At 58.9% G+C, this 18536-nt stretch carries 17 protein-coding genes and 2 pseudogenes; 5 read left to right on the forward strand and 14 right to left on the reverse strand.

What is annotated here, in order from left to right:
• Positions 1–565: 565 nt before the first annotated feature.
• On the forward strand, positions 566–1075 hold the full coding sequence (locus CXY73_RS02790; protein WP_255411348.1) for a DDE-type integrase/transposase/recombinase: 510 nt from the start codon (positions 566–568) through the stop codon (positions 1073–1075).
• An 89-nt stretch (positions 1076–1164) separates the two neighbouring features.
• Here the strand turns inward: CXY73_RS02790 and CXY73_RS02795 are convergent, their stop codons facing one another.
• Complete coding sequence (locus tag CXY73_RS02795) at positions 1165–1506, reverse strand: hypothetical protein (protein WP_199185265.1); 342 nt, start codon at positions 1504–1506, stop codon at positions 1165–1167.
• Positions 1507–1695: 189 nt separating this feature from the next.
• On the opposite strand from CXY73_RS02795, the gene CXY73_RS02800 reads away from it, so the two are divergent.
• The gene (locus CXY73_RS02800) at positions 1696–1896 is read left to right on the forward strand and encodes a hypothetical protein (protein WP_104135070.1); all 201 of its coding nucleotides are present in this window, start codon (positions 1696–1698) and stop codon (positions 1894–1896) included.
• 800 nt (positions 1897–2696) lie between these two features.
• On the opposite strand, the gene ehuA is transcribed toward CXY73_RS02800, so the two are convergent.
• The 6 genes from ehuA to CXY73_RS02830 form a co-directional block, all read right to left on the reverse strand.
• On the reverse strand, positions 2697–3449 hold the full coding sequence (ehuA, locus tag CXY73_RS02805; protein ID WP_104135110.1) for an ectoine/hydroxyectoine ABC transporter ATP-binding protein EhuA: 753 nt from the start codon (positions 3447–3449) through the stop codon (positions 2697–2699).
• Positions 3450–3489: 40 nt separating this feature from the next.
• Entirely contained in the window at positions 3490–4134 is a 645-nt protein-coding gene (gene ehuD / locus CXY73_RS02810) for an ectoine/hydroxyectoine ABC transporter permease subunit EhuD (RefSeq protein ID WP_104135069.1), read from the reverse strand.
• Positions 4131–4886 carry an ectoine/hydroxyectoine ABC transporter permease subunit EhuC gene (gene ehuC / locus CXY73_RS02815; protein ID WP_104135068.1) on the reverse strand — a complete coding sequence of 252 codons (756 nt, stop codon included), beginning with the start codon at positions 4884–4886 and terminating at the stop codon, positions 4131–4133. Before ehuC ends, ehuD begins: the two co-directional genes overlap by 4 nt.
• A 29-nt stretch (positions 4887–4915) precedes the next feature.
• On the reverse strand, positions 4916–5824 hold the full coding sequence (locus tag CXY73_RS02820; RefSeq protein ID WP_104135109.1) for a transporter substrate-binding domain-containing protein: 909 nt from the start codon (positions 5822–5824) through the stop codon (positions 4916–4918).
• A 173-nt stretch (positions 5825–5997) separates the two neighbouring features.
• Positions 5998–6549 (reverse strand): transposase, encoded by a 552-nt coding sequence (locus tag CXY73_RS02825; RefSeq protein WP_158253017.1) that lies wholly within the window; start codon positions 6547–6549, stop codon positions 5998–6000.
• A 601-nt stretch (positions 6550–7150) separates the two neighbouring features.
• Positions 7151–7411 carry a hypothetical protein gene (locus CXY73_RS02830; protein ID WP_146071597.1) on the reverse strand — a complete coding sequence of 87 codons (261 nt, stop codon included), beginning with the start codon at positions 7409–7411 and terminating at the stop codon, positions 7151–7153.
• Between the two features lie 176 nt (positions 7412–7587).
• Between CXY73_RS02830 and CXY73_RS02835 the strand changes: the two are divergent.
• From CXY73_RS02835 to CXY73_RS02845, 3 genes and pseudogenes are all read left to right on the forward strand, one after another.
• A pseudogene (locus tag CXY73_RS02835) lies at positions 7588–8566 on the forward strand (IS3 family transposase); the annotation flags it as partial.
• Positions 8567–9261: 695 nt separating this feature from the next.
• Complete coding sequence (locus CXY73_RS22210) at positions 9262–9900, forward strand: transposase (RefSeq protein WP_199185266.1); 639 nt, start codon at positions 9262–9264, stop codon at positions 9898–9900.
• 7 nt (positions 9901–9907) lie between these two features.
• Positions 9908–10111, forward strand: a pseudogene (locus CXY73_RS02845) (integrase core domain-containing protein); the annotation flags it as partial.
• A 156-nt stretch (positions 10112–10267) separates the two neighbouring features.
• On the opposite strand, the gene CXY73_RS02850 reads toward CXY73_RS02845, so the two are convergent.
• From CXY73_RS02850 to CXY73_RS02880, 7 genes are all read right to left on the reverse strand, one after another.
• The gene (locus CXY73_RS02850) at positions 10268–11092 is read right to left on the reverse strand and encodes a patatin-like phospholipase family protein (protein WP_104176776.1); all 825 of its coding nucleotides are present in this window, start codon (positions 11090–11092) and stop codon (positions 10268–10270) included.
• Positions 11093–11511: 419 nt separating this feature from the next.
• Positions 11512–13434, reverse strand: a complete 1923-nt coding sequence (locus CXY73_RS02855; protein ID WP_104176777.1) for a GAF domain-containing protein — start codon at positions 13432–13434, stop codon at positions 11512–11514.
• A 26-nt stretch (positions 13435–13460) separates the two neighbouring features.
• Positions 13461–14555, reverse strand: a complete 1095-nt coding sequence (locus tag CXY73_RS02860) for a biotin/lipoyl-containing protein (protein ID WP_158254006.1) — start codon at positions 14553–14555, stop codon at positions 13461–13463.
• A 24-nt stretch (positions 14556–14579) separates the two neighbouring features.
• A complete protein-coding gene (locus tag CXY73_RS02865; protein ID WP_158254007.1) occupies positions 14580–15551 on the reverse strand; it encodes an alpha-ketoacid dehydrogenase subunit beta in 972 nt (323 codons plus the stop codon).
• Between the two features lie 2 nt (positions 15552–15553).
• A complete protein-coding gene (locus tag CXY73_RS02870; protein ID WP_369831203.1) occupies positions 15554–16531 on the reverse strand; it encodes a thiamine pyrophosphate-dependent dehydrogenase E1 component subunit alpha in 978 nt (325 codons plus the stop codon).
• Positions 16528–17553, reverse strand: coding sequence for an NAD(P)-dependent oxidoreductase (locus CXY73_RS02875; RefSeq protein WP_104176781.1), 1026 nt, complete (start codon positions 17551–17553; stop codon positions 16528–16530). Before CXY73_RS02875 ends, CXY73_RS02870 begins: the two co-directional genes overlap by 4 nt.
• Positions 17546–18532, reverse strand: a complete 987-nt coding sequence (locus tag CXY73_RS02880) for an NADPH:quinone reductase (protein WP_158254008.1) — start codon at positions 18530–18532, stop codon at positions 17546–17548. Before CXY73_RS02880 ends, CXY73_RS02875 begins: the two co-directional genes overlap by 8 nt.
• Between the last annotated feature and the right edge of the window lie 4 nt (positions 18533–18536).

Here is an 18536-nt window from a genome sequence, read left to right on the forward strand (position 1 = left end):
GCGCTACATCACGAGACAGATTTACCGCACCCTGGCTGCAGCAGCCTCATCGCCAACCGCTTGACAAACATAGAAGCATCCCTGATTTCCTGCCGTTTTCTTTCTGGTGAAAGGATTCGGATATGCCCAAGAAACACCCAACAGAGGTTCGTGAACGAGCGGTCCGTATGACCCTTGATCGTGTGAAGGATTACCCGTCAATGTAGGCCGCGTGCCGCGACCTGGCCCCCAAGCTCAACATCGGCGCCGAGACGCTCCGAAAGTGGGTCACCCAGGCGTAGGCCGACGCCGGCGAACGCACCGGGCCCACGAGTGATGAGCTCGAGGAGATCAAACGCTTGAAGCGCGAAAACCGTGACTTGCGGGAAACGAATGACATCCTCAAAGTAGCGGCGTCTTTCTTGAGCTCAGGGAGCTCGACCCTCGCGACCGTCTATAGTCGCTTTCATCCTGGGGATGAAGGCGAACGGCCGTGGAGTCGAGTTGACGTGTGGCGTCCTGCGCGAGCAGGGCGTCGCAGTCACTTCACAGCACGTATCGTGCATGGAAGACCCGCGCTGCCGCCGTGCGAGTCCACAGCAACGCTGCCCTCGTCGACCGTCTCAAAGCATTGAAAGTGAGAGATGTGTACGGGCGTCAGCAGCCCGAGATTCTCTACGTGCGACGGAAGATGACGGCGTGGCTCCGCCGGGGCGAGTTCACTGACGTCTCCAAGCACACGGTCGACCGGTTGATGCGTCTCGAGGGCATGAACGGCCTCGTGCGAGGCCGGAAACCCCGGACGTCGGCATCGACGGGCAAGGACTCACCTCGAGCCCTTGACCTGCTCAAACGCAACTTCAGTGCGCCTCGCCCAAACCACTCCTGGGTCACGGACTTCACGTACGTCCCCACCTGGGGCGGCTTCGTCTACGTGGCCTTCGCGATCGACGTGTACTCTCGTGCGATCGTGGGCTGGCATGCGTCAACGGTCAAAGACACACCGTTCGTTGAGGTCTGTTTGGATATGGCGCTCTGGCGTCGCGACAATGCCGGCCACGCCGTACGGCCCGGTTTGATACATCACAGCGATTAAGCCGAGGAAAACGCTAAGCCGAGAAATCGTGCTGCTGCCCTTGCTCGCCGAGAACCAGCCGTCATTCTTCGGCTTAGCGTTTCCGTTGATTACGCGAGGGTGTAGAGCATTTCAAGCTTTTCTTCGGTGAGCCATTCAATGTCGGACTGGCTGCTACCGGGCGTCGCGGCGTTCATTGCTTCTAATCTGCCGTAATCGAAACGACGCTGAGCACTGAACCTGCCCGTCCTCGCACTCATCATCATCATCATCATCATCATCGATGCGAATTCTGCGCCGAAGCCGAGTGTGTAGACGCCACCCTGCTTCTGCGCCAGGACTGCCAAAACCCGAATCGACTTACGATACTGACCAATCGTCGATTCCTTGTAGCCGGCCACTTCCAGCGCGTCGACGACCGCCATACCAATCTCTTCAACCATTGTTTCCATTGCATTTTCTCTTTACTGGGCATCCGGATACAACGACGGTAACGCCAACACCGCCAGACACTAACCCGAGAAAGAAGAGCAATTCCCAGCAGACGATGGGCAGCGGCACGATTTTTCGGTTTAGCGTTATCCTCGGCCTAATCACTGTTAAGCCGAATTCGGCTTAACAATGATGCCGGCTCGCAATACATGTCGATCAAGTTCACCGAGACTGTCGCACTCGAGAGCTTGGGCGCATCGATTGGAACGGTGCGTGACGCGTATGACAATGCGGCCGCTGAGACCGTGATGGGCCTCTACAAAAACGAGGCCGCCGCGAAGAACTCACCCTTCATCACCGGGCCGTTACAGACCCTCGCCGACGTCGAAAAACTCATCTTCGACTGGTAGAACAATCGGCGGCTTCACAGCGCCTTGGGGAACCTGCCGCCGGCTGAATATGAGCTCAACTATTGCGCTGGAACAAACGGCCCGATGAATATCGAAGCCGCCAACAAAACGGCGGCATGAAACCTGAGACGGTGCATCATCAAAACTATCTCCGACCCGCCCAAACATCTAACACTGGCCGATTTGACACCGTAGGGGCATCAACGCAATGGCTGAGAGCTTCTTCGCGATACTGAAGACCGAGTTCTACTACCGCCGACTGTGGCCCACCCGCGACCGCGCCACCGCGAAGTCGGAGCCTGGTTCGAGGACCGATACTACTGTCGGCGCCGGCACTCCTCGATCGGACAGGTCAGCTCAGTCGACTTCGAACTGCAACACTCGTCACAGACCGCGGAAGTTCAACTCGCCGCTTACCCCGTGTCCACTACCCAGGGGCGATACCACACCAGCTGTTCATTCTCGATGGGTTTGTCGGCTGGTTTGTTGATCCATGCTGTGTCGGGAATGGACAATATCTTCGGTGCCTGGGTCGTGCCAGCTGCTTGCTGGTTAGCGGCGTCGGAGCATGGCGACGATTCTGGGGAACGCGGTCGAGAGCCATGTCACACGGAGAGATGACACCGATGCCCCGCTGGCTCAGCGGCCCCTCGGTCGGCAGCCAGTTTCCCGGGGCCACGGCCGGTGACAACGACATCACAATGGGCAGTCGGTAGATCTGCTCGGCGGCAGCGCTCGTGTTCTCCAGAATCACCCGGGTCTATGTTTGGGTACGGTCTGCAGAAAAACGCGAAGGTTTATTACAAGACAGCTTTGAGGAAATCCTGCGTGCGCTTTTCTCTGGGGTTAGTGAAGATGGCTTCTGGTTCGTCCTCTTCCACGATGCGGCCGCCATCAAACATCAGTACCCGGTTGGAGACATCGCGGGCGAACTGCATTTCGTGCGTCACGATGAGCATCGTGATGTCCGTGCTGAGAGCGATGTCGCGCAAAATTGCCAGAACTTCCGCAACGATCTCCGGGTCGAGCGACGAAGTCACCTCATCGAGCAACAAGATTTTCGGCTCCATGGCGAGGGCGCGGGCTATCGCGACCCGCTGTTGCTGACCTCCGGAAAGCTGGGAAGGGTGCGCATCCGCTTTCCCCTCCAGTCCGACCTGAGCCAACAACTCTGTTGCACGCATATTTGCAACATCCTTGGACTGCCCCAGAACATGCTGCGGCGCTTCCGTGATGTTTTCTCGCACTGTCATATTGGGAAACAGGTTGAACTGTTGAAAGACCATTCCGATCTTGGTACGCATCCGACGCTTGTATTTTTCGGACGCCGCCACGAGCCGCTTGCCCTTGCGCTCATGAGTGAATGGTTCACCATCGATGGAGATCAAGCCGCCATTAGCCTCTTCGAGAGTCATGAGTAAGCGCAAAATAGTGGTCTTGCCTGACCCACTCGGTCCGATCAGGGTCACTCGATCGCCGCGTGCCACCGAAAAGTCGAGTCCATCCAGCACCGTGTTCAGTCCGAACTTCTTAACGACCCCCTCAAACTGGATCCGAGGAGGTTCGGGAACTGCGGTGGTGCGTGCGGCGCTTTTAGTAGGCAAGTCTGGTCTCCAGTTTCCGAATAAGCAGTGATGTCGGGTAGCTAGCGATCAAGAAGATCAACCCAGCCAAGGTAATCGCTTCGATGTATTGAAAATGCTGGGCGCCGAATTGCTGCGCCGCGGTGACCATCTCGACGACGCTGATGGCGAAGAGGAATGGTGTTTCCTTGAACATTGATACCGCATAGTTGCCCAGCGCCGGCAGGGTACTGCGAATAGCCTGCGGCAGGATCACCGCTCGCCAGGTGCGGACGGGACCCATCGAGAGAGCTCGGGTGGCCTCCCATTGTCCCGGTGCAACACCATCGATGCCCGCACGATATACCTCTGACATATAGGTCGCGTAGTGGATGCCGATGACGGTGATGCCGATCTGTAGCGGCGAGATGCTGGTGAACAGATAGTAGGCAAACACCAACTGCACCACGAGCGGCGTCTGACGGATAAACTCGTTCATTGCCCCAACGGGCCAACGAATGATGCGAAATTGTGAGCGACGTGAAATAGCGATAGCGAGCCCGAGAATTGCTGCCACGACCATACCCAGAGCCGTGGCTAGCAGAGTGATTTGAAAACCCTCAAGCAGCACAGGCACGGCTTGGAATGCGCGGTCCCAGCTCCAGAGATCGGTCACGAGATCACCCCGGTCATTCGTGAACGCGGCGTCTGGTCGATCTGCGATCTGGCTTTCGGCGGCTTCAGGCCCATCACCTCACGCAGGGTCGGCCCGGCAGCGATGCGGTTTTTTGCCCGAACCTCGACGGCATTCATCCCGAGGGTGAGGAGGTAGGCGATAACGAAGTAGATGACCAGGCCGATCCCGTAGGCGAACAGCGTGTCTCCTGTCGAACGACGCAACTCATTGATGAAGAAGTTCAGATCGTGCAGCAGAATAAACGTCGCCAGCGCCGTTCCCTTCAACAGCTGAATTAGCAGATTCGTAAACGGGGGAACCATCTGAGCCCAGGCCTGCGGAAAAATGACCCGTCGCATCCGTTGCCACGATGTGAAGTTGAGTGCCCGGCTCGCTTCGAATTGGCCGATTGACACCGCGCTGATTCCGCCGCGCACGACTTCTGCCCCGTAGGCACCGTAGTTCAGTGCGAGCGCCAGAATGCCGCAGAATAGCGAATCCAGACGAATTCCCAGCAGCGGGAGCACGTAGAACAGCCAGAAGAGCTGCACCAGGAGCGAGGTACCTCGGAAGAATTCAATCACGATCCGTGTCGCTCCGCGCACCAGCAGCAACCGGCTACGAGTGGCCAGACCAAGCGCCAGGGCGATCAGGAACGCGAACACTGCGCCGCCGAGGGTTAGCTCAAGGGTCACTAGAATTCCCCTACCGATCCCCGGCAGCGCTGCAATGAACGCATCGACGTTGTTCACGGCGACCTCGTCGGTGGTTTCTGGAAGGCCTAGGCCGTTTCACAGAGATCGGCAGTGCTCATGTCAGGGTCAGGCATTTCTCCGGCGGTGAAGCCGAACTCACCCATGATCGCGACGTAGGCAGCTTCGTCGGACGTGATCTTCTTCAACTCGGTGTTGTACGCGGCGACCAGTTCATCGTCACCGGTCAGGAACACGGTTCCGCCGGCTCCAACCTGATCGACACCGTCAATCACGGCGACGAACGACGGAGTCACCTCAACGGGAACGTCCGGGTTATTGTTCTTCATCCAGTTCAACGAGATTCCGGTGAGGGCGAGCACGTCGGCTCGACCGTTCACCACTGCGTCCATGCCGTCTTGAGGTGTGGCGACATTGCTCGCCTCGATGTCGAGCTTTTCGGCGTATCCGGCCTCAACGGACCCAGTAAGGGTGGCCATGCGCGCCCCTGAGTCCTTAATCGAAGCCATGTCGCTCAGGCCCAACGGGTTGCCGTCGGTGACCATGAAGGCCGTCGTATAGTTGAACTCCGGCTCGCTGAACTGGGCCTGTTCACATCGCTCGGGCAAAATCGACATGCCAGCACTGACGACGTCGAACCGGCCAGCCTGCAGGCCAGGAATCAGTGCGCCGAACTCAGTATTAACCCCCTCAACGGTTTCAATGCCGAGGTTTCCGAAAATTTCTTTGTGCAGGGCCACGATTGCCCCGGTGAGCTGGTCGCCGTCTTGAAAGCTATAGGGTGCTTCACCGGCAAATCCAACCGTGATCGTGCCCTTGTCCTGGAGTTGTTCAAGCGTCGATGCGGATGCGTCAGCCGGTGCGCCGTCCGTCTCTCCGCCAGCGGTGGTCGCCGTACAACCGGCGAGAAGTCCGACCATCAGGATCGCGACTCCGGCACTACCAAACGTAGTACGTCGTGAAATATTTCCAACCATGATTGCTCCGTTCCCCGGCGACATCGCCGGACGGGTTTGCAGAGATTCATTCAATCTCCGTGCTGTGCTGTACATCAAATCGTTAAAGTGAGTTATCCATTTGTTTAAATTATTGCGGCCACGCCCCGCCGGGTGGTGTAACTCAACGTCACCGTGCGGGTCAGCTAATTTGACTATGCCTCAATGAGCTCGGGTACGGGAATCACCTCCTTCATGGCCCTGATGTCGAGACCGGAAAGAGCGGTGTTGAATGCCTCTAGTTGGCGCATGCAGTCCTCGGAGAGGTAGCGGCGGGCCCCGGCTTCCCAGTCGTCGTGTCGCTCGACGGGGACGGCTCCTGCGAGACAGAGCAGGGCCGGAGAGCTGGGGAACACACCGCCGACGTCGGTGCGGCATGTGATCTCTTTATTGAGTCGTTCACTACTTATCTTTAGCTCCCGTCCTAAGCGCGCCTCGTGGAGCATTTCGGCGACTTTCGGGTGTGCGCGCTCGAGCATCCAGGTGACCTCGTCGAACTGGGCCTGAGCGTACTTCGCGTCGGCCTGGGCGAAGATGGTGCAGATGACGGCAGAGAGTCGTTTGGCGATCTCGTGCGGCCAACGACCGAAGGTTTTGTAGAGGTGATCGGCTGTGACGACGATCTCGCTCGGCGCCTCGACGGTGAAGGCCACGGCACGCATGGCAAAGACGGGTGATGAAGAAGTGTTGGTAGTAATGTCGCTCACGGGTTCCCGATCTACGCCGAAAAAGCCACTCATGCGGCCACCCTGTCGCGTCATCGCTCTTGTGGAACGGGCAGGCCTCGACCGTCTATGCGCCAAACCGCGGTGGGTTGGAGCAATCATGAGATCGCATCCGTCAGGGCCTCCAGACGTAAACGGCCACCCATCAGACAGGGGTGCCACAAGTACGCGTCCTTGATGAAGTTTTGAAATGTCACTAACGACGATAGCACAGCTCGTTTTCGGACCACGGGAAAGGGTGAGTAACGCCCAGCACCGTCGGGATTAATCTCCCCGACGAAACCGTCACAAACACATGTCCTGCGTCAGGAGTCCTTTGGCGAAGTCGGATCAGGAATTCACGGGCTGAGTGCCTTAAGTTCTTCCATTTCCTCATTCAACATTTAACAAATGAACTTACGGCGCAGGACACTACTAGCTGCTGTTCAGTAACGCCGTGGGGTGTGTCTTGGCTGTGTATGGGTTCTTGCGGTGATTGCAACACTTATTGGATGAGTCTTGTCAGGGCGGAGTATTCAATTTTCTTGAGGCCGGATCTTTTGCAGTTGTTTTGGGCGCGCATGCAGGCAGACGCCACACAGTATCAACGGGACGTGACAGCGATAACCTCTTTGGTGGTGCAGTTTCCCGGTATATATACCCCGGCCCGATCGGGTGGGATGAACCCTCCCCCAGTGGACAGGTGTTCCCCGATTTCAATTCTGCCGACCTCGGGGATGGTGACGGATTCTTCGTCAGATGTTGTCCCTCTGGGGAAGACGGCCACGAAAAGCCCTGCCTCGGCTTCGATCCCGAAGCACTCGTCATTGACGAGCGCGAGGTTGCCTTCAATCGCGGCTGTCATGATCGTCTCATCCACCTGAGGGCGCACAAGCGCGACGTACTCCGTGTGCTCCGGCGATGGCACGCATCCAGCAAACACCATACTCACCGCAAGCATTCCGGGGACTATGACCTGCCGCGGATATCTCGGACAGTGGGCCCTCTTAAAATGAGGGATCACTGAAAGTCGAGATCAGCATGACCGCAGCACGTAGGCGTTTCACCCAGGAGTTCACAGACGAGCTGTGCCGTGAGGTGATCAACACCTCCAAACCGATCAAGGACGTCGCCACCGCGTACGGCGTCGGCGCTGAGTCTCTTCGGAACTGGCTGGGCAAATACCGCGAGGGGAACGGCGGTACCGAAGCCGACCTGACAGTCTCGGAACGGGCCCGACTGAAGGAGCTCGAGCGGGAAGTTCACGAGCTGCGGGCGGAGACCGCATTCTTGAAAAAGCCAGCGCTTACTTCGCGCGGGAGCAGCGGTAGTGAGCAAGTACGAGTACATCGACTCCCAAAAATCTGACCCCACCAACCAGAATCCGGTCGTGAAAATGTGCCTCTGGCTGGCCGTGTCCACGTCAGGTTTCTACGACTGGGCAATCCGGCCGCAGTCCGCGACCGCGACCCGCAGACAGGCCCTGATCGCCCGGATTCAGCACTTCTTCGAGGAATCCGACGGCACCTACGGATACCGCCGGATCCACGCCGACCTGGGCGCCGAGCAGACCGAGTGCTCGCCCGAGCTGGTGCGGCAACTCATGCGCCAGATCAGCCTCGTTGCCTGCCAACCGCGGCCCTTTCGCATCACGACTCAAGCCGACGCCGCGGCGGCCGCGAGCATGCCCGACCTCGTCAAACGCGACTTCACTGCCGACCGCCCCGGGGTGAAGTTCGTCGGCGATATTACGTACATCCATACCTGGCAAGGGTTCATCTACCTGGCCACCGTCATCGACTGCTATTCGAAGAAGGTCGTCGGCTGGTCCATCGCCGACCACATGCGTACCGAGCTCGTCGCAAACGCCCTCCGGAACGCCGCTGCGACGACTCTGATTGAGCCGGACGCGATTTGGCATTCCGACAGGGGCAGCGTTTACACATCGGCCGAGTTTCGGGCGCTGGTGACCGGCCTAGGGATGCGATCCTCGATGGGCCGCACCGGCGTGTGCTGGGACTGTGACACGATCAGCTCACCAGGCTTGGTCGCGGCTTGACCCGTGTTGGGATTGACCGCCGCTCAACCGTGGCGTGTCCTTGTGTTGATCTGTCGACCTCAGCCCAGTCTGGAGCAGGGTTCCGCCTGCTAAGCCATGTCCCAATAGGGGCCTTGCCCGGGTGTTCCCTGCCCGTGTGTATCGTCACAGTCCTGACTGACTTTCTTCGCGGAACCGCCTTCGATAGAACAGCGAATGAAAGGCCAACTCAATGCCCGCCCCCGTTCTAAAGCGCCCTCGCAAACCTCATGGGGTATTCCACGGCGAAGGAGTAATCCTCGGCGTCGATACGCATAAAGATGTTCACGTCGGAGCCGTCCTCACGATGGCTGGGGTGCTTCTGGCAACCCACAGTTTCGCAACCACCAGTGCCGGCTATCAGGCTCTCTTGTTGTGGGCTTACCGTTTCGGTGAGGTGAGCGCGGCGGGAATCGAGTGCACCGGCTCATACGGTTTTCGCGTTGATGAAATACCTCCACACACAACATGTGCTGGTCTTCGAGGTCAACCAACCCGATCGTGCGTTACGGCGAAAAGCGGGGAAAACAGACGCAGTCGATGCCGAAGCTGCCGGACGAGCAGTGCACGCGGGTCGCTCATTATCGACCCCGAAGGACGGTATCGGAGGAAGCGAGAACCTTCGCCAGATGCGGTTAGTGAAGTCCTCAGCGGTGAAAGCACGCACGACCGCGATCAACCAACTCACAGGACTCGTCGTCGGCGCTGAACCCGGTCTGCGAGGGCTGACCACGAAAGCTCTCACCCGGGCTTGTGCGGTCATGCTGCCCACCAGTGTCGAGCGGATGCTGATGGCGGAACTTGCCCACCGGATCAGCTCCCTCACCGACGAACTCACCCGCCTGAAAACAGTCATAACGCAGACAGTCACGGCCTGCGTGCCAGAACTCCTCCAACGATCCGGTATCGGCTACGACAGTGCTGCAGCGCTGATCATCGCTGTCGGTGACAACCCCGAACGGATGACGAACGAGGCATCCTTCGCGGCCCTGTGCGGGGTGAGCCCAGTCGAGTTCTCATCCGGGCAAACAACGAAACGTCGACTCAACCGGGGCGGCAACCGACAAGCCAACGCCGCCCTCTACCGCATCGTGCTCACCCGACTTCGATGGGACCCACGCACCCAGGAATACCTGAAAAACCGTACCGAGAAAGGCACAAGCAAACGAGACGTCATCCGCTGCCTGAAACGCTACATCGCCCGCGAAATATTCACCATCATCAAAACTATCCCTGACCAGCCCAAACATCTAACACTGGTCGATTTGACACCATAGGGGCATCAACAGCATGGCCGAGAGCTTCTTCTCGATGCTCAAGAACGAGCGTGTTTACCGCACTGCCTATGCCACGAAATCACAAGCTCGCAGCGACGTCATCCGATATATCGAAGGGTTTTACAACAGTCGACGCCGGCACTCCGCACTCGGTTATCGCCGGCCGAATGAAGTCCATTATGGTTATCAACAGCCAGCATTGGCAGCGTAGGAGAAACCACTAATTCCGCTGTCCGAAATACCCGCGGCAGGTCAGAGCCCTTAATGTTTGTTAACTGGTTTGGTTATCGGCTAACAACCGTTACAAGGGCATACTGGCCGCCCAACGCGGCATTTGGAGCGCCCGCTGAACTCAGTTCGGGTAGGGTCACCCCCAGAACCCGCGAACCTGGGCGGCTATTACCACACCCTGCTCGTACCCGGCTTTTGCGCAAGCTGGACGCGCCGCAGGATCCATCAGACTCTCGAGCGCGCGCTTCGACGCTTCGTCAGGAGAAATCTCCAAGACCTTGCTCCGATCTTCGATCGCGCACACATCCGCAGTCTCCGGCAGCTTCAAAACCTCGACCACAAGAATGCGGTCGTAGTCTTTCGCTACGTCCGCGTTGGTGCTCGAACGTATGCCTCCGTCGTAGTAGCGAGAGCCGTTGATCGTGGCAGCAGGCCACACGCGCGGAAGTGCACAGCTAGCCGTAACCGCGTCAACGAGCCCTACACCTGAATTATTGTCGAAAACCACGAATTGGCCGGTTGTGGCTTCGACCGCTGTCAACTTGATAAGTTGCTTCGGCCACTCGTAGTCAGCGAGTCTCGCCTCGATGATCTGACGACGCTCCGATTCGGGTACTCGGTCCTTTTCCAAAGCGAGCTCACCCACACGCTTCAACGCGGTCACGGGATCCAGTTCGTTCGCCAGGATCTCGGATATTTCCGCGAGCAGCGCGTCCATGTCGACGTCGATCTTTGGCTCGGGTGCGCCGGTATCGTTGATCTGGTCGGCGTAAAGGGATTCGGGCGTCGAACTGCTCGTGATCTGGGCTGTCACCGCAGCGCCAGCCGACGTTCCAACGATCAGATCAGCATCCGCCAGGTTCACGCCCTGGCTAGCAAGTCCAGCAACGAGTCCGGTCTCCCAGGCAATACCGGCAACGCCACCGCCACCGAGTACGACGGCGCGGGAAAATTCACTCATATTTTTTATCCTCTTCAAAAGTAGAAAAATTTCAAATACGCCTACAGCGAGTTAATGCGCTTAGAGCAAACAGAAAAAGGGTTATCCATTTCGTGGCCCTGAATACAAGCCGTAATGTGAGGCTTTCGGCCCGGCGTCTGCCCCGTGTGGAGGCGCAGGCCCTGATTTTGGATCGGATACGCCACAAAGCATCACTGTTGCCTTGCAGGATGCCATGCTCTGATTGATGAACGCGAGGGGCCACGAAATGGAGAGCTCTTATAGAAAATAACCAGTAGTGCGCCAAGTGTAGGGAGTGCGCCCGTATGGTGAATTGAGACAGAGGTGAGGAGAACGTCCGGCAAATCAACGCGAGGGCATCATCTGCTCGATACGACCTCTCAGCATGACGAGCGAGTCCGGCTCCTTGAATATCGCGATCAGGATCCAGCGCGACCGACAGCTCGCGCCGACAAACGACGGAGGCGTAACGCGACGCGAAGTTCCAGTGCCCGATCACCGCGGTCCCACCCAGCGCCGAGTAGTTTTTCGATCCTCGCCAAGCGGCGATAAAGTGTGTTGACGTGAATATGGAGTCGCTTCGCTGTCTTGGTGCTGCTGTAATTGTCTTCGAACCAACCCTCGATTGTGTCCAGTAACAAGGATCCGTGCTCAGCATCATGACGTTGCACATCGGCAAGCTCGCGGTCCATGATTGCGTCCACGCTTGAACCACCGAGGTTCGCGGCGAGCACACCAAACAGCCCAAGCTCAACGCGGTCGGCTGCCTCACCAGTGCGGCCAAGTGCCAGCAAAGCTTGTGCGCACGCTTTGGCTTGCCGCAACCCTTCATCCCACGACTGAGTGTCCAAGCTGCCGATACCACACGCCATCAGCACCTCGCCATCTACCGCAGCAGCCAAATTGTGGACGTCGTGAGGGCTAAAATCACGGGGTACGAGCGCAGCCACGTCGCCATCGTGCATCGACGCCTTGATACCAGCATTAGTCAGAGCGGATACTATTTGCTTGGCAATCGTGCCCGGGATCTCGCGCCCGGTCCAGCTGCAGACGTGGCTGTAATCCTGCATGGTGATCCCAAAGCCACGCGCCACCATGGCCACATCCGGCCCGTGAACTCGATCTGAAGTGCTCAGATAGTCAAAGAATTGTGCGAGCGACCGCTCCTGATATTGGCGTTCAAACTGCTCGCCCATCATGGCGAACGAAAGGGTGATGAAGATCCGCCGCACGGCGCGCAGACTCTCGTCAATGTCGCCCTCGGGGAGCCACGCATATGCGTATCCCAGCACTTCGCCTCGCGCCAGAAGGCAGGACACGAATCCACGTGCCGCCGATTTAGCGTCACCAAGACCGAGGTCAGAGCCCCGGAAGACGGCTGTGGCGGCGATCACGCTCGTTTGTGCCGGCACCCGCTCGAGGAGGCGTGCGAGTCCGCCGCCATCGTTGACTCGGACGTGACGAGCCAGCACTGCGCCACTTTTTAGCACGAGCGCGAGATCGCCCCCGATTGCTTCCGCGGCTCGACCCACAACGACGGCGAGGGGCTCCGGACGCAGGATCGCCTCCGACAGACTGACCAGCTCGGAAAAATCTTTCTCAAGCTCTTCGGCATGCTGGCGGATGGTCATGTGGGCCAGATCCAGTTGCTCTGTCGCTAACCGCGAATCCTCGTATAATTTGGCATTCGATACCGCTACCGCCGCATGCGCGGCCAGCGACGATATCAGCGCGATGTCAGTCTCGTTGAAGGGTTGAAGACCGCGGTTGGCAACGAAGAGTGCACCGAGTATGTCCGAGCCCACACGCAGCGGAACACCAACCATTGAGCGCAAACGCTCGGAGGCAACTGCTTCGTCATTGAGTGGTACGTGGGTGAACTGCTGGTCAGCCGAATAATTGCTGGTGACGACAGGTGCCCCCGTCCGCACCACAAGGCCCCCAAGTCCTTCGTCGGGCTTGAGCGTCAGCGCTTCAAAGGACGACGAAGTGGTGCCAACAGAGGCCCGGACACGGGTACCACCGATGTCCCTCTCCATGAGTGTGATGTACGCGACGTCAGCCATGATCAGTTCACGAGAACGACTGACGATTGCTTGTAGCACCTGGTTTACATCCGTCAGCGAAGTGAGATCTACGGCGGTGTGATGAAGGGCCTCGACGACCCTCTGCCTGTGTTGCAGCGATGTGAGGTGATCACTGATCACAAGAGCGTTTGCGAGATCCTCGTGGTTCGCGCCGTCGAGCATATCCGACGATTGGCCCAACAAAGCGTCCGAGAACGAGCCACGGCGCGCTAACGAGGCGAGAAGTTCGCTTGCTCGGATGCCGTCGCTATTCACCTAGAGGCACCGCGGCTTCGATGACGTCACGGTCTCGACCGATCCCATAGCTCTCCGATGAGTTTGTGCGGGGAGGCGACGAAACTACTCACATCGTTGAGTGCAACGTAAGCGTCTCGAGAGCTAAACCGCTCTGGATCGAAGGTTATCCCCAATTCCGTGCGTGATGAATCACCGATCGTAGAAAAGATCGTCAGTATCGCGATACCAAGCGCCACGGGCAGGGTGGGCGCAAGCCCCGCGACCTCGGAGACGATGAAGGTAATATCGCACCCTGGTTGCTGAATCTCAACTGGTCCCGCGGGCGTCCAGGTCAGATCACTGTTGGTCCCTTTTCTCTCAGCCATGCGACGCTCGATCACTAACCCAGCGTCATCATCATCACGTACGCGTATGGCTTGCCAGTTCGGCCATTTGCGACCGAGCACCATGACAGCTGCGGCTACGGCGACATCGGCAGTCGCGGCCCCTCCAAGGGGCCCTAATGGCACGGTGACAGTGAGGGTCCATCTTTCGGCACCGACGGGTCGCCCGGTTGCGCGGGCGCCGAGGTGTTCCTCGACGTCGGCGCGGCGAATCCGGCCGTTGGGCGCGGTTCCCTGGACATTCATCAGGTCGATAGCGCTGAATCTCGCCAGGGCACGAGCACTGGGCGTCGCCCGGATGCCGCCGTTCCTCGGCTCGCTCTGAGCGCGTACCATCACCGAAACCGGTTCGGGCAATAACTCCGTCATTACGCCCTGCAGCGTCGGGCGCTCTCCTTTCGGGATGAGTTCATCAAGAGTAGGTTCTGGACTGGCCAGTGGTTCGGGGGCGTCCCCAAGCAGCGCCCCCGTAGCCACCGCTTCCATAGGGACCACGTCGGACGCCCCTACGTCCGCCGGTGCTCTCGCCTCAAACGTCTGGATCTCGACATAGGGTTCACCAACGTCGAGGTTATCCCCTACTTCGGCCAGATGAGCGAACAAGACCCCGTCGGTCGTCGCCTCGATCTCGATCGTCGCTTTGTCTGTCTCGACTAGCACCACGGGTTCACCGGCCCGGATCTCATCGCCGATCTCCTTGAGCCACTCTACGATCCCGATGGAATCGGTGGATACTCCGAACTTCGGCACGGTCATTTTTATATTACCCATGACGTCTGCTCAGTACTCCATTGTTTTCTGGACAGCCGCGGTGATGTCGACACGGTCGGGAATGACCTCGGTCTCCAACGTCCAGCTGTACGGGATCGGAATATCCCGAACACCCACGCGGCCGATGGGAGCCTCCAGATAGTCGAACGCGTCTTCCTGTACGCGGGAAGCAAGCCAGCCAGTGAATCCGCCCGTTAGGGGCGCTTCATCGGCGATCACAATGCGGCCACACCTCTTGACCGCCTCCACGATAGTGGGCACGTCCATGGGAACGAGCGTCCGTGGGTCGATCACGACGGCGCGGACTCCCGTCTCGGCCAGAGTTTTTTGCGCCGCAAGGGCCTCATGAACCATCCATCCGATCGCGACGATGACTACGTCGGGCGAATCGCCGTAGACCTTCGCCCGTCCGAAGGGGAGGATTGATTCTGAACTACCTACCGACCCTTTGGCTCCATAGAGCGATTTGTGCTCGAAGAACATCACCGGACGGTCCGCGCGCATCGCCTGCTTAAGCAATGCCTTAGCGTCCGACGGGAACGCCGGCGCGCAGATTGTCAGACCTGGCACGCTCGCGAACATCCCGTAAAGCGACTGCGAGTGCTGAGCGCCATAGTTCCGCAAGTGTCCATAGGGCAGCCGCACAACCATCCGGATGGGAACCTGCCCACCAGTCATGTAGGTAAGCTTTGCCGCCTGATTGACGAGACCATCCATCCCCAACATGACGAAGTCGCTATACTGCATCTCGAGCACAGGTCGCAGCCCAGTCATACCCGCACCAACGGCCATACCGACGTGGAGCCCCTCGCAGATGGGAACGTCGCGGATGCGTTGCGGACCGAACCTGTCGAGGAGGCCACGACTGACCGGCCAGACGTAGCCGCGGGTGAAGTCCTCGCCGTATGCGACGATGCTCTGGTCGCGTTCCATCTCCTCGACATAGGCTTGATTCAGTGCCTCGGCATATGTGATCTCCATTTTCATCTCTCCCAGAACAAGTGTCGGTAAGCGTCGGACGGCACAGGCATCGGGCTCTCGAGAGCAGCATCAATAGCGTCCTGAACGTTGTGTCGAGCCTCAACCTCGAGACCGGCAACGGTCTCATCGCCAATGCTCCGAGCATTGGCATATGCGGAGATTGGGTCACGGTTCTTCCAGCTCTGGTGTTCTTCCTTGGACCGGTACGTTCCAAACGCTGGGTCCCCCCGGGAATGACCCATGAACCGATACGTGTCTGCTTCGATAAGCGTCGGTCCTCGGCCACTGCGGGCCCGGTCCGCACCCTCCGCGAAGGCTTTCTCGACCGCGGTTAAATCCATCCCGTCGACGCGCGCTGACGGGATGCCATACGGCGCCGCAAAATCGACGACGTGAGGGGCAGCTATGGAGTCCTTGACGTGGAGGCTTACGGCGTAATTGTTGTTCTCGCAGACGAACACGATCGGCAACTTCCACAACGCGGCGAGATTCATCCCCTCATGAAAGGACCCTTGAGCGACTGCACCCTCCCCGAACATGGCTACCGCGATGTGCCCCTCTGCTTTAACCTGGCAGGTTAGGGCAGCACCTATGCCGAGTTCTATGCTCGCGCCGACGATTCCGTTTGCACCCAGAAGGCCAACTGACGCGTCGGTCACATGCATCGAGCCGCCTTTGCCAGAGCACACACCGGTGGATCGGCCCATCAATTCAGCCATGAGCCCATGTATGCTCGCTCCTTTGGCGATTGCATGCCCGTGACCGCGGTGGGTACTCGCCAGGTAATCGCGGTTGTCGAGCTGGCCCGCAACACCCACAGCGACGGCCTCCTGTCCTGCGGACGAGTGCACGGCGCCGCGCACAAGATCTTGATTGAATAAGAGATTGACTTGCGTCTCGAATTCGCGAATGGTCATCATCCGTTGCAGTTTGCTGATCGCCGTGTCAACTGAAGTGTCCATATCTATTGCTGGACTCATTCTTCTCTCCTAATCATCGGGGCACTATTTGGGGTTGCCTGAACCGCCGTCGCGAACTTTCGCTCCAGCGCGATGTACTCGTGAAGTCCACGAGCGAGCGACCATTCTGGCACCCAGTCGATATCGGTTGTCTCGCTGCCGATGTCGAGGCGACCTCGGTACGAGGTCTCCCGGATGTCGTCATCGGTGATGTTGTCTGTGAGGTCGATCCGGGCCCCCGGGACGAGCCCGCGAACGACAGGCACGACATCGTGAAGTGTTTTGAGTGCCTCTCCGCTGGCTCCCATGAACGCGCGGCGGCTGAGCCCGCGCGACACTGCCAAGGTGCCAATCAGCGATGCGACGTCGCGCACGTAGGTGAAGTCGCGCGGCACCGTTGTCGCTGAGTCAGTTGCATAAACGCCAGACTGGACGATTCCCTCCACCATTTCCTTGAGACCCATACCCCAGGACATCCCGAATCCGTAGACCGCGCTGGGTCGTACGATGCTGCAGTCGAGCCCCAGACCGTCGATTGCGGCATGGCAGAACGCTTCACCCGCAATCTTGGACGCTCCGTAGAACCCGCCTCCAGGCCCATGGTGACCGAGCAGAAGGGGGTGGTCTATCGTGATGGGGTCCGTGACCGGGCGTGGCAGAACGCTGATCGAGGACAGGTACACGAGTCGCTGAATTGCCGCCTTGTGCATGGCTGAGATGACGTTGACCGTACCTGCGATGTTTACATCAGCGGCAAGTTCTGGGTTGGTGAGCAACCTGACCGGGCTAACGATTGCAGCACCATGCACTATCGCGTCAGGTTGCTGTTCGGTGATCGTCTCCAGAGTCTGCAAACGGTCGGTAACGTCAAGCGTTAAGTAGTCCCATGGCAGGTCGCGTAACAGGTATGCCAACTTGCCCGTTGGCGGTTCTTGGTCCAGTAGGATCACCTCTGCACCGCGACCGATGAGGTGCAGCGCGGTATAGACGCCAATGAATCCGGAGCCGCCGGTGATGAGTACCTTTGGTTTCTTTTCAGACATCGGGTGATACCTCCAGGAGAATTCGACCGAACGGAATGCTCTCGGCTTCCAGATGCGCCTCGACGATTCGCTCGAGTGGGTAAACAGTGGTTTCTAGCAGCGGGGCAATGCCGCTGGCGAACATATTGTTGAGCAGAAGCGCATTGGTTACTTCCTCCGCAGGCGGCACGTTGTATACGAGCAGGAATCGAATGGAGGGCCCCGAGTTGAAGAGCGTTCGAGTCGGAAGCAGCGCATCGCCCTCGTCCGCCCCATAGACCACGATTTCGGCTCCGGGGTTGATCGCCTGGCTGACTGCTCCGATGTTGGTCGCCAGCGCCAGCTCGAGCACGTGGTCGATTCCGTCGGGGGCAGCTTCGACGAGCTCATCACCGAAGCGCGGTGACGAATAGTCGATGGTCTTGTGTGCCCCCGCCTCCCGCGCGAGGTTGCGCTTGTCAGCAGACCGTGCTGTGGCAATCACGGAGCGTGCTCTGAGCCAGCGCGCAAGCTGAATCGCCGCAGATCCCACGGATCCTCCGCCTCCCTGCACGAGGACGGTGCGACCTGCAATGGCCTGCGTCGAGGCACGCAGGCATGTTGCGGCCGTCATATAGGGGATGCCCAACATGGCGCCGTGCTTGAGGCTCACGTTTGCAGGGAGCGCCACGGCCTGGTCGTTGCGGACCGGCACGAACCCTGCCGCTGTTCCCCAGTGGGTCCCGCGGCAGGCATGGTAAATCCACACGCGTTCACCCACTCGGTCAGCGGAGACTCCTGTTCCCACTGCTGTGATCACACCCGAGCCGTCCTGGTGAGGTATTTGGAAGCCTTCAAGAGGGAGTGCTGTGCGCGCGCGCGCCTTCCAGTCGCTGGGATTGACGCCCGAGAATGCTACGCGTACCAGAACCTCCCCCGGTCCAGGCTCCGGGACGGGAATCAGGGAGGTACCGAGCACGTCGCGCGCTTCGCCCCTACGGGTGTAAAGCGCTGCCAGCATCTGC

The organism is Cryobacterium sp. Y50 (genome assembly GCF_002929805.1).
GTDB lineage: Bacteria > Actinomycetota > Actinomycetes > Actinomycetales > Microbacteriaceae > Cryobacterium.